The following is an 11,918-nucleotide window of genomic DNA, read 5'->3' as shown; positions in this document are numbered from 1 at the left end:
AAAAACAAAAAAAGTGTTGACAGTTTAATCTTTTTCTTGTATCATATTACTTGTCGATAGGCGAGAGAAACGCCGACAACAGTTGGCCCCTTGGTCAAGCGGTTAAGACACCACCCTTTCACGGTGGTAACAGGGGTTCGATTCCCCTAGGGGTCACCATAAGGGCGCATAGCTCAGCTGGGAGAGCATCTGCCTTACAAGCAGAGGGTCACAGGTTCGATCCCTGTTGTGCCCACCATATGGCCTAGTAGCTCAGTTGGTTAGAGTGCCGGCCTGTCACGCCGGAGGTCGAGGGTTCGAGCCCCTTCTAGGTCGCCATATGCCGGCTTAGCTCAATTGGCAGAGCAACTGACTTGTAATCAGTAGGTTGTAGGTTCAAGTCCTATAGCCGGCTCCACAAAGGATTCGTGCGAATCCTTTTTTATTTGCCTATAATTCATAAATTATAAAACAAAACCTCGAAATTTAAATTCGAGGTTTTCTCTTATTTATACTATTCTTAATCCTGATATCATCACCATAAAATTTAAACATTGTAAAATGTCCTAAGATTCTAGAAGTTATTCTTTCAGGATAAATTGTCATAAGATCCTCAAGAGAAAAATTTGTTGATATAAGCATCTTTTTTCCTTGAAGAATTCTTGTGTTTATTATGTTAAAAAGCTCAGATTGAGAATAGGGGGTATTTGGTTCAGTCCCTAAATCATCAATTATCAACAAATCACAGGTGTTTATTTCTTCAATACGCTCCCTTGATATATTTTCATCAAACCTTGATTCCCTTAAAATTTGTATAAGATTAGAAGAAGTTTGATAAATAACGACCTTACCTTTATCAAGGAGTTCCTTTGCAATACAGTTAGATAAAAAAGTTTTTCCTAGTCCTGAATTGCCATAAAAAAATAGATTATCGCTTATAGCATTGAAATTCTGAGAAAAATTAATACAACTAATAAGAATTTCCTCCATATTTTTTCTAGGAGATACTAGTTCATCTTTATATTTCTCAGAGGAATAGAGGCTTATATCAAACATATCAAAATTTTCTTTTTTCAGAACATCTCTAAGATTAGATTGCTGATAGAATTTATCTATTAGTTTTTGTTTGAAACAACTGCATTTTTCATTTTTTACATATCCCGTATCCTTACATTTTTCACAGATGTACTTGACTTCCATATAATCAACAGGGTATCGAAATGAGGTTAATAGTTCTGCCTTCTCCATTTTTAAGTCTGTAATCTTTCTTCTTCGTTCTTTTATATAGCTTTCCACATCAATACCTTTAAAAATAGAGGAGGCGATATCATAGCCAATACGGGAAATTTCGTTATCTATTTCTTTAATTCTAGGGATTTTATGATATATCTCCTTTTGCCTTTGAAGTTGAGCGGATTTAGCTTCCTCAGACAAACGTTCGTATTCTTTTAAGATTTCCATAACGTACTTATTTTGCATTTATATCCCCTCTTCCTAGAAGCTGCCTTTCAAGTTCTTTAATATCATATTCCCTCTGACCACTGTAATTTGCAAAGGTATTATTGACAGCTTTTTTGGTTTGTTTAACTTTTTTATCAGGTTTTTTTATATCGTTAAGTGTTTTAATACCATCTTTATTCCAGGAGCTTAAAATTGCATCTATATAACTGAAATTGATTTCATTTATCCTTGAAACACAGATTCGGGCTGCTTCCTTAATTATTTCAATAGAAAAATTATATTTAAACAACCATTTTTCCAGAAATTCTTCCTGTGGTTTAGATATATCTGTATCTTTAAACCCTAGGAAGTTTAAAACGGTCCTGTAACTATTCCACTTATCTTCATGTTTTGTAATATAGTTCTGTGCATCTTCAAGGGTTTTAATTCCACTATCAAACCAGGCAAGTGCAACTTTTTCAATGTATCGTATATCTGTTTTCTTCTTCGATGTACAATATTGTACTAATAAAGTTATTATTTCTGGAGTAAAATTGTATTCTTCGATCCAGCTGAGATATGTGGATACCTCTTTTGAAGATAAGGGCCTTCCCACTAAAATCTCAATATCATCAAACATCTCTTTGATACGTTTATCAAAGGGGGTACCTTCATCCTTTAAAGGAGTCTTTTCCAAAGGAGTGAACTGGACTACTCCATCAGTACTAAAACGCATAAGGCCTGATTCCTCCCAATACGCAAAGGCTTTCATTATATCAGTTTGAAGAAGATTAAGTTTTTGTGATAATTTTTCCATGGTAATCTCAGAGTTAGAATAGGCGAGGCGAAGACAAAGTAAATATACCTTTACGTAATCACCTCTTGAATCGGATAAATAATTGTCTATAAATAAATTGCTTACAGGCGTAAAATCAAGTGAAGGCGCTACAAACTTTATATCAAACAAATTATCACTTCCCATTTAATTTTAATATATTATAGCAGATTATAGTATTCCTCTCAACATAACTAAAGTTGTAATAAATTTCACAAAAATACATATACTAGATTACATATCGGGCAACTTGCTAATTTTCAGATTTTATTGTATATTATATTATGAAAGATAAAGAGAAAGGAGGCGGTGTGGTGAATTACAGCGCAAAATTAAAGGAATTTGATAAAAACGCGGAATTTAAGGAAAATTGGGGAAAATTCAATTTCAATGCTATTTTTGGGATAATACTTGGAATATTGATAACAGCATGTGTTTTGAATATATATGATAACTCAAATGTAATATATAGTGTTAGTGTAAATGGGAAAAATGTAGGATATATAAAGGAAATACAGGAATATAAAAAGGCAATTGAAGAAATCAAAAAAACAGACGGAATTGACACATCAAAAATGATAACTGTTGAAAAAGCACAGCTATTACAAAATGTTGCTTATATTGACAGCAATGTAATTGAGAGAGCTGCAAGAAGCCAATTGAATCTAAAAATGCCTGCAGCGGTTATTTACGCCAATGGTGTAGAAGTAGTTAAAGTTCAAAATAAGGATGAGGCAGAAAAGGTTATTGAAAAACTGAAACAATCATATTATAGCTCAATAAAATCAGGAACCTTTACTATTTTGTCAACAAAAATAAGTGATAAAATTGAAATAGTTCCAACCCTTGCATCTTCAGAAGAAATTTTGACTGTCGATGAAGCTGTCAGGAAGATAGCTGCTGGAAGAGGAGATAACAAAGTATATACAGTAGCTAAAGGGGACACAATATGGGACATATCATTAAAAAATGATATTTCAATTGAAGAAATTAAAAGAGCTAATCCCAATTTAAATCTGGATAAGATTCAGATAGGTCAAAAAATAAATTTTGCAGTTAATGTACCTTATTTGAAGGTTGAGATAGTTGCTAATGTGACAACCAGGGAAAAGTTGCCATATGATTCTAAAAAAGTTACTGATAAAAAAATGGCTAAAGGTGCTAGCAAGATAAAGCAAAAAGGAAAAAATGGTATAGCTCAGATAGAGAAGAAAGTTGTAATTGTTAATGGTCAGGTTATAGAAGAAGAAGTGGAAAGAAGTAAGACACTTATAGCACCAGTAGAAGAAATAGTTGCAATTGGTACTAAGGTTCCAATGTATGTTGCCTCTGGAACATTTATCAAACCTTCAAGAGGAATTTATACATCAAGATTTGGAAGAAGATGGGGTGAATTTCACACAGGTTTAGACATTGCAGGTCCAACAGGAACCCCAATTCTTGCTGCAGATTCTGGAAAAGTTACCTTTGCTGGATGGAGAAATGGTTATGGTAAATGTGTTATGATAACCCATGGAAATGGATATCAGACACTTTATGGTCATGCAAGCAGAATTTATGTTAAGGCAGGACAGAGGGTAAATAAGGGACAGAAGATAGCAGCAATAGGAAGCACAGGAAGATCAACAGGACCGCATCTTCATTTTGAAGTTAGAAAAAACGGCGTTCCACAGAACCCACAAAAATATATAAGGTAGTAAACAGGGATGGCTTAAACCATCCCTTAATTTTATTTTACAATTTTATCAAATATAAATAGACCATTTCCTTGAGAAAATTTATTTTCACCTATGCTCATAGTAGATAAACACAGAACAGATTTTAAATCCTGAGGTGTCAATTCAGGAGTTTTTTCTAGAATTAAAGCGCATGCACCAGCGATTAAAGCACAGGAAATTGATGTACCTGACATAGTTGTGTATGGATTTGAAAGGGAGGATTTCTTTTTATTATTTGGATTAAATGATGTATCTGAAGCTAGAGAAATAATATTAACACAGGGTAAAACTATATCAGGTTTATTATAACCTTCAATTGTAGGTCCCCTACCAGAGAAGGCTGGGCAGAAGTAACTTTTTATATCCTTATTTAGACATGATACTCCACCAACGGTTACAACATCTTGCATATTACCCGGGAAATAGACACTATAGGGTTGGGGCCCTAAATTTCCTGATGGTGCAACAACTGAAATACCTATGGATATAGTTTTTTTAATTATTTCCTTCAAGGGATTTATCCTTAGATTATTTAAATAGGGAAATTCAAAGGGAAGGCATAGAACACGAAGATTGTATCTACCTTTAATATTTAAAAGCTCGTCAATGCCTTTTATGATATCGGACATAAATCCATAGCCACCTGCGTCAAAGGCTTTTACTACACACAAATTAGAGTCTGGAGCAATACCTACATACATACCCGAAGATGAATGACCTGATGATGCAATGCATCCACATAAAAATGTTCCATGGCCGTTATCATCATAGGGCCTTTCATGGTTATTTATTAAATCTTTAAAATAGGGAACAGAGTTTCGAAGAGATGTTAAGTCATCGTGGGGATATACTCCAGAATCAATTATACCAATACCTATGTTCTTGCCTGTTAAATTAAATAATCGTGCATTTCCAATACCAATAATATCATTTGTTTTTCTTAAACAGAGTTTTGCTTTGTAGTCAAAACATATATATGATATCTCAGGATTTTCTGAAAGTTTATCAATAGATAATGGTGGTAAATCACAGGCAAATGCTTTAACATAAGTATATTCATATTTAATCCTACCTGAGTTGTTCAAAATTTTATTCTTTACGACCTTAACATCATCTTTATAGCATACAATCACAGGAATTTTACGTTTTGAATTTATATGAAGATAAGGCTTAATATAGCTGTCGACTTTATTCCATGTGCCTAGAAGCCACATATAAACACCTCAAAAAAGTTATGCACTATATTATATGCAGAAAAATTCAATGTGTGACTTAAAAAAATAAAATGTGATATAATGTTAAAGGGAGGGATGAATATGGCATTGATAGATTATAAATGTAGAGAATGTGAGAAGGAATTTTTTGAAATTGTTTCAAAAGAAGATGAAAAAGTTATTTGTCCAAACTGCAAGAGCGAAAATGTAGAGAGATTGTATAAGGGTAAGTTCTACGGAAAAGGAAGTTGTTCGGGAAACTGCTCAGGTGGATGTAGTGGATGCCATTAAAAAACTACCTAATCTCTAATGGTGATTAGGTAGTTTTTTATCGTTTTAATGGACTTAAAGTAAGTTTTGTATATACAAGTATAAGTTTGTCCAACTCCTGGCTAACCTTCAGGACTTCGGCATAGTTAACATTTTTTATTCCTGATGAAAGCATAGTGTTTAAACGATGTGAAAGTGTATCTATTTTTGTTTTAACTTCATCAATCACTGTAAATGCCTCCCCCTTCCAAAATAGCACCAAAATTTATTTTATACGTAATAAAATACAAATTCAACCATTAATGTAAATTTAACCGGTTAATATTTTGTAATATATAATGGGGTATCTAATTTATTATGTATAATAAAGAAGAAACCAAAAATCTTTAATGTTAACTTTATGATTAGACAATAATCAACAACAAAGATAAAATTTTAGCAAGAACTTTATTGGATGTTAAAACATGTTATTGAAAAATTATATTATTTTTATTACATTTATATGGATTAAGTGATATAATAACTTGTATGAAAAGATACAATAGGAAAATTACGTTTATATATAAATACAAAGGCTAGATATAGAAAAGGATGGGTGTGTTTATGGAAAAATTGTTAATAGAAGGTGGAAGAAGGCTTTCTGGGAAAGTTGTTATTAGTGGTGCAAAAAATGCGGCAGTTGCAATCCTTCCAGCGGCAATTCTTGCAGACGAAGGGATATGTAAAATTGATAATTTACCTGAAATAGATGATATTAAATGTTTAAAAAAAATAATTGGAGATTTAGGAGCAGAATTGCTTTCAGAAGAAAAGGGTTCAGTTACTATAAATCCTTCAGGTATAAAAACACATTTAGCTCATAGAGATGAAGTAAAGCGAATGAGGGCATCATATTACCTTTTAGGTGCTTTACTTGCAAAGTTTGGAAGGGCTGAAGTTGTATTTCCAGGTGGGTGTTCCATAGGTGTAAGACCGATAGATCAGCACATAAAGGGTTTTGAAGCTATGGGTGCTAAGGTTACTATAGAGCATGGAATAATCAAGGCCTATACTGAAAATGGACTTAAGGGTGCAAATATATATCTTGATGTGGTAAGTGTAGGTGCAACTATAAATATTATGCTTGCAGCATGTAAGGCAGATGGGGTAACAATAATTGAAAATGCAGCTAAGGAACCACATGTAGTGGATGTTGCAAACTTTTTAAATACAATGGGTGCTAATATAAAGGGTGCAGGAACCGATGTAATAAAGATTACAGGGGTAAAACATTTAAAGGGCTGTGACTATTCAGTAATACCAGATCAAATAGAGGCTGGTACCTTTATGATAGCAGCAGCGGCAACTCAGGGAGATGTAACTTTACTTAATGTAATTCCAAAACATTTAGAATCTATCTCTGCTAAACTTATTGAAATGGGAGTAGACATTGAAGAGGGTGAGGACAATATCAGGGTTTATTGTAACAGAAGAACAAAGGGAGTCAATATAAAAACTCTTCCATATCCTGGTTTTCCTACAGATATACAACAGCCAATGACAACACTTTTATCCATATCAGAGGGAAGAAGTATTGTTAATGAAAGTATCTGGGAAGGAAGATTTAAACATGTTGATGAGCTTAAGAGAATGGGAGCTAATATAAAGGTTGAAGGGAAAATTGCTGTTATTGAAGGCATAGAAAAATTATCAGGAACTGAGGTTATGGCAACGGATCTAAGGGCAGGAGCTGCTATGATAGTTGCTGGACTTGTTGCGGATGGAAATACTTATATAACAAATATAAAGCATATCGATAGAGGGTATGAGAACATTGAAGATAAATTCAATAAGCTTGGAGCAAGTATAAAAAGAGTAAAATTTGAAGATGAAAATTAAAAGATAAAAGCCTGGAATTTTCCAGGCTATATTCTTGCTACTCCGCTTTTTACAGCAGCATCCTTAACGGCTTCAGCCACCCTTTTCTGTACTTCTCTATCAAAGGCCTTTGGAATTATGTAATCTTCATTTAGCATTTCATCTGATATTGATGATGCAATTGCATAGGCAGCAGCCACCTTCATTTCTTCATTAATATCCTTTGCCCTTACATCTAAGGCACCTCTGAATATACCAGGGAAAGCAAGGACATTATTAACTTGATTTGGGAAATCTGAACGACCTGTTCCAACAACTCTGGCACCAGCAGATTTAGCTTCCTCTGGGAATATTTCTGGAGTTGGGTTTGCCATTGCAAAGATAATAGCATCAGTATTCATTGTTTTTACCATATCTCCAGTTAAAACTCCAGGTGCTGAAACTCCAATGAATACATCGGCACCCTTTATAACATCAGCCAAGCTTCCTGATTCGTTATTTGGATTAGTTATTTCAGCCAATGAGGTTTTAGCTTCATCAATAAACTCCATTCCTCTATATAAGGCACCAGATTTATCACAAACAACTATATTTTTAATTCCAGATGAAAGAAGTAGCTTTGTAATTGATGTTCCAGCAGCACCGGCACCGTTGACAACAACCTTTATATCCGACAGATTTTTCTTAACAATTTTAAGTGCGTTTATAAGCCCAGCAAGTACTACGATGGCAGTACCGTGCTGATCATCGTGGAATACGGGTATATCAAGCTTTTCCTTAAGGCGTCTTTCAACCTCAAAGCATCTAGGTGCAGAAATGTCTTCAAGATTTATTCCACCAAAGGATGGTGCAATTCGTACTATTGTTTCAACTATTTCATCAACATTTTTTGTATCTACCAGTATAGGAAAAGCATCAACATCTGCAAAGGTTTTAAAAAGAACGGCCTTTCCCTCCATAACAGGTAAAGATGCTAAAGCTCCGATATCTCCAAGTCCAAGAACAGCTGTACCATCTGAAACTACTGCAATTGTGTTCCACTTTCTTGTGTATTTATATGCATTATCAGGGTCTTTATGTATTTCTATACATGGCTGAGCAACTCCTGGAGTATATGCAAGGCTTAAATCTGATGAAGAATTAACTTCTACTCTTGAAACGACTTCAATCTTACCTTTATTTTTTTCATGGAATTTAAGTGATTCTTCATAAATGGACATAGTAACCCCTCCTTATGTTATTACGTTTGAAATGTGAACATTTACAATATGATATTGCAACTTCAATTTTAGAAAGTGTTTGAAAGTTTTTACTCATTTAGATTATAACCCTTTATAATCTTTACTTCAACTGAATAAGGTTATCTTTCAACAATTATTCAATGTCCCTGTATTTTTGGCTATAACATCCACTAAAAGACAAGTAACTTTGTGTTATAATTAAGAGGATGAAAGGAGAATGATTATGCAGTTTTGTTCAATTTTTAGTGGAAGTAGTGGAAACAGTCTATATGTAGGTACGGAAAAAACTAAAATTTTAGTTGATGCAGGACTATCGGGAAAGAAAATTCAGGATGGTCTTAGTGAGATAAATGTTAATCCTCAGGAAATTAAAGGAATAGTAATTACCCATGAACATGATGATCACATAAAATCAGCAGGTATTTTATCCAGGAGGTTTAATATTCCCATATATGCCAATACTAATACATGGGAGGCAATGATAAATTCTATCGGTGAAATTAAAGAGGAAAACATTAAAGTTTATAATAACTATGATGCTTTTGAAATAGGAGATATTACAGTAATTCCATATCCTATACCACATGATGCTGCTTCACCATGTGGTTACAGCTTCATAAAAGGCAATAAAAAAATATCTATAGCTACTGACATTGGTCATGCAAGTAAGGAGGTAAGGGATAATATAAAGGACTCGGATTTAATTTTACTTGAATCTAATCATGATGTAGAACTTTTAAAGGTTGGTCCATATCCTTATTACTTAAAAAGAAGAATATTAAGTGAGCATGGACATCTGTCCAATGAAGATGCAGGTAAACTAATAGTTGATATTTTAAACAGCAGGATTAAAAAAATTATTTTAGGTCATTTGAGTAAAACAAATAATTATCCTGAGCTTGCATATAGAACAGTGTTGTCAGTACTGGAGATGTACGGAATAAAAGAAGGAAAGGATATCGAAATAGATATAGCACACAGAGATAGAGTATCAAGGCTCCAAATAATATAATAGGAGGATTTTTATGGAGTTTGGCGATTTCAGGGGTAAAAAACCCTCTATTTTTGGCTATATAGCAGCATCTTTATTTGGTGCTGTAATTGGCGGTTTATTATTATTGATGTTTGGACCTGCAGTTTTGTTTGACAAATTTAAACAGCCAAGTTATCAGGAACCTATAAAGACTTCCCCAGAGAGGGTGGTTGAAAGGGTAGTTACTTCTGATGTAAGTGATGCGGCAGAAAAGGTTATACCAACTGTTGTAGGAATTGCAACAACCAAAATAGAAAGAGGATTGTTTGATTATGGAAAAAAGGTTCAGGGAGTTGGCTCAGGAATTATAATTGATGAAGATGGATATATACTTACAAATAACCATGTTGCGGGAATGAATGCAAAATATATTGCAGTATCTTTATATGATGGAAGGGATGTAGAGGGCAGGACTGTCTGGGCTGATCCTGTTCTGGATCTGGCTATAGTAAAGATAGAAGCAGATAATCTAAAATCAGCTCAGCTTGCTGATTCAAGCTTAGTAAAGATAGGCCAGCAGGCAATAGCTGTTGGGAATCCATTAGGATTAAAGTTTCAAAGAACTGTTACATCCGGAATTGTAAGTGCAGTTAATAGAACAATCAGCTTAGACACAGATATTTTTATGGAGGACTTAATTCAGACAGATGCTTCTATAAATCCTGGAAACAGTGGAGGACCTTTGGTTAACATCAAAGGAGAGGTAATAGGAGTCAATACTGTAAAGGTTTCAACAGCAGAGGGAATAGGTTTTGCAGTACCGATAAACATAATCAAGCCTGTTTTAAGGAGTATAAAATCAACAGGGAGTTTTGTAACTCCAGTTATGGGTATAAAGGGATTTGATAAGGAACTGGCAGGATATTTTAATTATAAGATTAAAGAGGGAATATACATTTATGAATCAGTAGTAAATGGACGGCATATAAAGCAGGAATAAAACAGGGAGATATAATTTTAGCAATCAATAATAAAAAAACTGATACCATGCTGCAGTTAAAGGAAGCTCTCTACGACGCAGGTGCAGGAAACACTGTTAAGGCTACAATCAAAACGCCCCTTGAAACTACAAAGGAAGTTGAGATAGTATTAGAAGCAGCAAGATAAAATAATTCTACGTTTTGGATTAATCTAAAACGTAGAATTTTAATTTAGATTCAAAATTAACTAATGGAGGAACATAGACATGAATATAAGCATTATTGCAGTTGGAAAAATTAAGGAGAAATACATTAAGGACGGGATAGATGAATTTAAAAAAAGGATTTCAAGATATTGCAGAATAGAGATTATTGAGGTTCCAGACGAAAAGGCACCAGAAAATATTTCAATTAAGGAAGAGGAGCAGATTAAAGAAAAGGAAGGACAACTCATATTAAGAAATATAAAGGATAATACATACGTAGTTGCTTTGGATCTTAAGGGCAAAGAATTGACATCTGAGGAGCTTTCAGACTTTATAAAAAATCTTGGTCTTAAAGGTAACAGTAACGTGGCTTTTGTTATAGGAGGTTCTTTAGGCTTATCTAAGGAAGTTTTAAACAGAGCAGATTTTAGATTATGTTTCTCAAAAATGACATTCCCACACCAGCTTATGAGACTAATATTACTTGAGCAGGTTTATAGAGGGTTTAGGATTATGATGGGTGAACCGTATCATAAGTAGGGGCAAGGTAATAGGGACATATAAGTGTTGTTCTGAGCTAATGAATAACATCTCACTTCAAAGGAAATACTAACTAGGAATTAAACTTTGAAGGGAGATGTTTTATTATGCCAAGAATCGCAAGGCAGAAGAAGGAAGACGCCATTTTTCATGTAATGGCAAGGAGTATTAGCGAAGTTGATTTGTTTAAAGATGATGAAGATAAGCTTAACTATTTAGCTTTAGTAAAAAAATATCAAAAAACCTATGAATTCAGAGTATATGGCTACTGCCTTATGGATAACCATCTACATCTGATAATAGACGCCAACGGAGCAGACATTTCAAGGATTATGCATAGCATAAATTTCTCCTATGCACAATATTTTAACCACAGACATAAAAGACATGGACATCTTTTTCAAGACAGATTTAAAAGCAAAATGGTAAAGAGTGAAATCTATCTCTATGCCTTATCGGCATATGTTCACAACAACCCATGTGATATAAAGGGATATGAAAACTGCCCAGAGAAATATGAATTTTCAAGTCTATCAATATATCTAGGACTTAGACACGACCCCTATGAACTTGTTGATGACGGTTTTATTATGGGCATGTTCAGCAAAAATCCTAAAAAAGCAAGAGAAAGCTATATGAAATTAGTATATAAGTGCTCTGATAAG

Annotated in this window: 13 protein-coding genes and 4 tRNA genes; 12 read left to right on the top strand and 5 right to left on the bottom strand. The window is 33.9% G+C overall.

What is annotated here, in order from left to right; all coding sequences use genetic code 11:
- Nucleotides 1-84: 84 nt before the first annotated feature.
- From Q428_RS12650 to Q428_RS12635, 4 genes are all read left to right on the top strand, one after another.
- A tRNA-Glu gene (locus Q428_RS12650) sits at nucleotides 85-159 on the top strand.
- A 3-nt stretch (nucleotides 160-162) separates the two neighbouring features.
- Nucleotides 163-238 (top strand) — tRNA-Val (locus Q428_RS12645).
- A gap of 3 nt (nucleotides 239-241) precedes the next feature.
- Nucleotides 242-318: transfer RNA gene (locus Q428_RS12640), tRNA-Asp, on the top strand.
- Nucleotides 319-321: 3 nt separating this feature from the next.
- A tRNA-Thr gene (locus Q428_RS12635) sits at nucleotides 322-397 on the top strand.
- 68 nt (nucleotides 398-465) lie between these two features.
- Here the strand turns inward: Q428_RS12635 and Q428_RS12630 are convergent.
- The gene (locus tag Q428_RS12630) at nucleotides 466-1,458 is read right to left on the bottom strand and encodes an ATP-binding protein (protein WP_035381493.1); all 993 of its coding nucleotides are present in this window, start codon (nucleotides 1,456-1,458) and stop codon (nucleotides 466-468) included.
- Nucleotides 1,448-2,401, bottom strand: coding sequence for a DnaD domain protein (locus tag Q428_RS12625; RefSeq protein WP_084478360.1), 954 nt, complete (start codon nucleotides 2,399-2,401; stop codon nucleotides 1,448-1,450). Before Q428_RS12625 ends, Q428_RS12630 begins: the two co-directional genes overlap by 11 nt.
- 167 nt (nucleotides 2,402-2,568) lie before the next feature.
- Here Q428_RS12625 and Q428_RS14680 point away from each other — a divergent pair, with 167 nt between their 5' ends.
- Entirely contained in the window at nucleotides 2,569-3,951 is a 1,383-nt protein-coding gene (locus Q428_RS14680) for a peptidoglycan DD-metalloendopeptidase family protein (RefSeq protein WP_051515164.1), read from the top strand.
- Between the two features lie 32 nt (nucleotides 3,952-3,983).
- On the opposite strand, the gene Q428_RS12615 is transcribed toward Q428_RS14680, so the two are convergent.
- The gene (locus Q428_RS12615) at nucleotides 3,984-5,186 is read right to left on the bottom strand and encodes a S8 family serine peptidase (RefSeq protein WP_035381491.1); all 1,203 of its coding nucleotides are present in this window, start codon (nucleotides 5,184-5,186) and stop codon (nucleotides 3,984-3,986) included.
- 102 nt (nucleotides 5,187-5,288) lie between these two features.
- Between Q428_RS12615 and Q428_RS12610 the strand changes: the two genes are divergently transcribed.
- Complete coding sequence (locus Q428_RS12610; protein WP_035381489.1) at nucleotides 5,289-5,477, top strand: FmdB family zinc ribbon protein; 189 nt, start codon at nucleotides 5,289-5,291, stop codon at nucleotides 5,475-5,477.
- 37 nt (nucleotides 5,478-5,514) lie between these two features.
- On the opposite strand, the gene Q428_RS15005 is transcribed toward Q428_RS12610, so the two are convergent.
- A complete protein-coding gene (locus Q428_RS15005) occupies nucleotides 5,515-5,685 on the bottom strand; it encodes an aspartyl-phosphate phosphatase Spo0E family protein (RefSeq protein ID WP_084478356.1) in 171 nt (56 codons plus the stop codon).
- A gap of 374 nt (nucleotides 5,686-6,059) precedes the next feature.
- On the opposite strand from Q428_RS15005, the gene Q428_RS12605 reads away from it, so the two are divergent.
- Nucleotides 6,060-7,334: a UDP-N-acetylglucosamine 1-carboxyvinyltransferase gene (locus Q428_RS12605; RefSeq protein WP_035381487.1), complete on the top strand. Its 1,275-nt coding sequence runs from the start codon at nucleotides 6,060-6,062 to the stop codon at nucleotides 7,332-7,334.
- Nucleotides 7,335-7,360: 26 nt separating this feature from the next.
- On the opposite strand, the gene Q428_RS12600 is transcribed toward Q428_RS12605, so the two are convergent.
- Complete coding sequence (locus Q428_RS12600; protein WP_035381485.1) at nucleotides 7,361-8,533, bottom strand: NAD(P)-dependent malic enzyme; 1,173 nt, start codon at nucleotides 8,531-8,533, stop codon at nucleotides 7,361-7,363.
- 244 nt (nucleotides 8,534-8,777) lie between these two features.
- Between Q428_RS12600 and Q428_RS12595 the strand changes: the two genes are divergently transcribed.
- The 5 genes from Q428_RS12595 to Q428_RS12580 form a co-directional block, all read left to right on the top strand.
- Complete coding sequence (locus tag Q428_RS12595; protein WP_035381483.1) at nucleotides 8,778-9,566, top strand: MBL fold metallo-hydrolase; 789 nt, start codon at nucleotides 8,778-8,780, stop codon at nucleotides 9,564-9,566.
- Between the two features lie 13 nt (nucleotides 9,567-9,579).
- Nucleotides 9,580-10,527 (top strand): S1C family serine protease, encoded by a 948-nt coding sequence (locus Q428_RS12590; protein WP_242847841.1) that lies wholly within the window; start codon nucleotides 9,580-9,582, stop codon nucleotides 10,525-10,527.
- Nucleotides 10,491-10,694 carry a PDZ domain-containing protein gene (locus Q428_RS16105; RefSeq protein WP_341349050.1) on the top strand — a complete coding sequence of 68 codons (204 nt, stop codon included), beginning with the start codon at nucleotides 10,491-10,493 and terminating at the stop codon, nucleotides 10,692-10,694. Before Q428_RS12590 ends, Q428_RS16105 begins: the two co-directional genes overlap by 37 nt.
- A gap of 79 nt (nucleotides 10,695-10,773) precedes the next feature.
- Nucleotides 10,774-11,253, top strand: coding sequence for a 23S rRNA (pseudouridine(1915)-N(3))-methyltransferase RlmH (gene rlmH / locus Q428_RS12585; RefSeq protein ID WP_035381481.1), 480 nt, complete (start codon nucleotides 10,774-10,776; stop codon nucleotides 11,251-11,253).
- A gap of 107 nt (nucleotides 11,254-11,360) precedes the next feature.
- Nucleotides 11,361-11,918, top strand: a 558-nt coding sequence (locus Q428_RS12580) for a transposase (RefSeq protein ID WP_035381479.1), incomplete at its 3' end; no start/stop codon positions are given.

Origin of the sequence: Fervidicella metallireducens AeB, assembly GCF_000601455.1 — a bacterium.
Classification (GTDB): domain Bacteria; phylum Bacillota; class Clostridia; order Clostridiales; family Caloramatoraceae; genus Fervidicella; species Fervidicella metallireducens.
The sequence above is the reverse complement of the archived record's forward strand: the minus strand, read 5'-3'. Positions and strand labels throughout refer to the sequence as shown.

What these genes read in the sequence shown, in the direction of transcription:
- Q428_RS12630 (WP_035381493.1), bottom strand. Translation starts at nt 1,458, where the DNA reads ATGCAAAATAAGTACGTTATGGAAATCTTAAAAGAATACGAACGTTTG.
- Q428_RS12625 (WP_084478360.1), bottom strand. Translation starts at nt 2,401, where the DNA reads ATGGGAAGTGATAATTTGTTTGATATAAAGTTTGTAGCGCCTTCACTT.
- Q428_RS12615 (WP_035381491.1), bottom strand. Translation starts at nt 5,186, where the DNA reads ATGTGGCTTCTAGGCACATGGAATAAAGTCGACAGCTATATTAAGCCT.
- Q428_RS12610 (WP_035381489.1), top strand. Translation starts at nt 5,289, where the DNA reads ATGGCATTGATAGATTATAAATGTAGAGAATGTGAGAAGGAATTTTTT.
- Q428_RS12605 (WP_035381487.1), top strand. Translation starts at nt 6,060, where the DNA reads ATGGAAAAATTGTTAATAGAAGGTGGAAGAAGGCTTTCTGGGAAAGTT.
- Q428_RS12600 (WP_035381485.1), bottom strand. Translation starts at nt 8,533, where the DNA reads ATGTCCATTTATGAAGAATCACTTAAATTCCATGAAAAAAATAAAGGT.
- Q428_RS12595 (WP_035381483.1), top strand. Translation starts at nt 8,778, where the DNA reads ATGCAGTTTTGTTCAATTTTTAGTGGAAGTAGTGGAAACAGTCTATAT.
- Q428_RS12590 (WP_242847841.1), top strand. Translation starts at nt 9,580, where the DNA reads ATGGAGTTTGGCGATTTCAGGGGTAAAAAACCCTCTATTTTTGGCTAT.
- rlmH (WP_035381481.1), top strand. Translation starts at nt 10,774, where the DNA reads ATGAATATAAGCATTATTGCAGTTGGAAAAATTAAGGAGAAATACATT.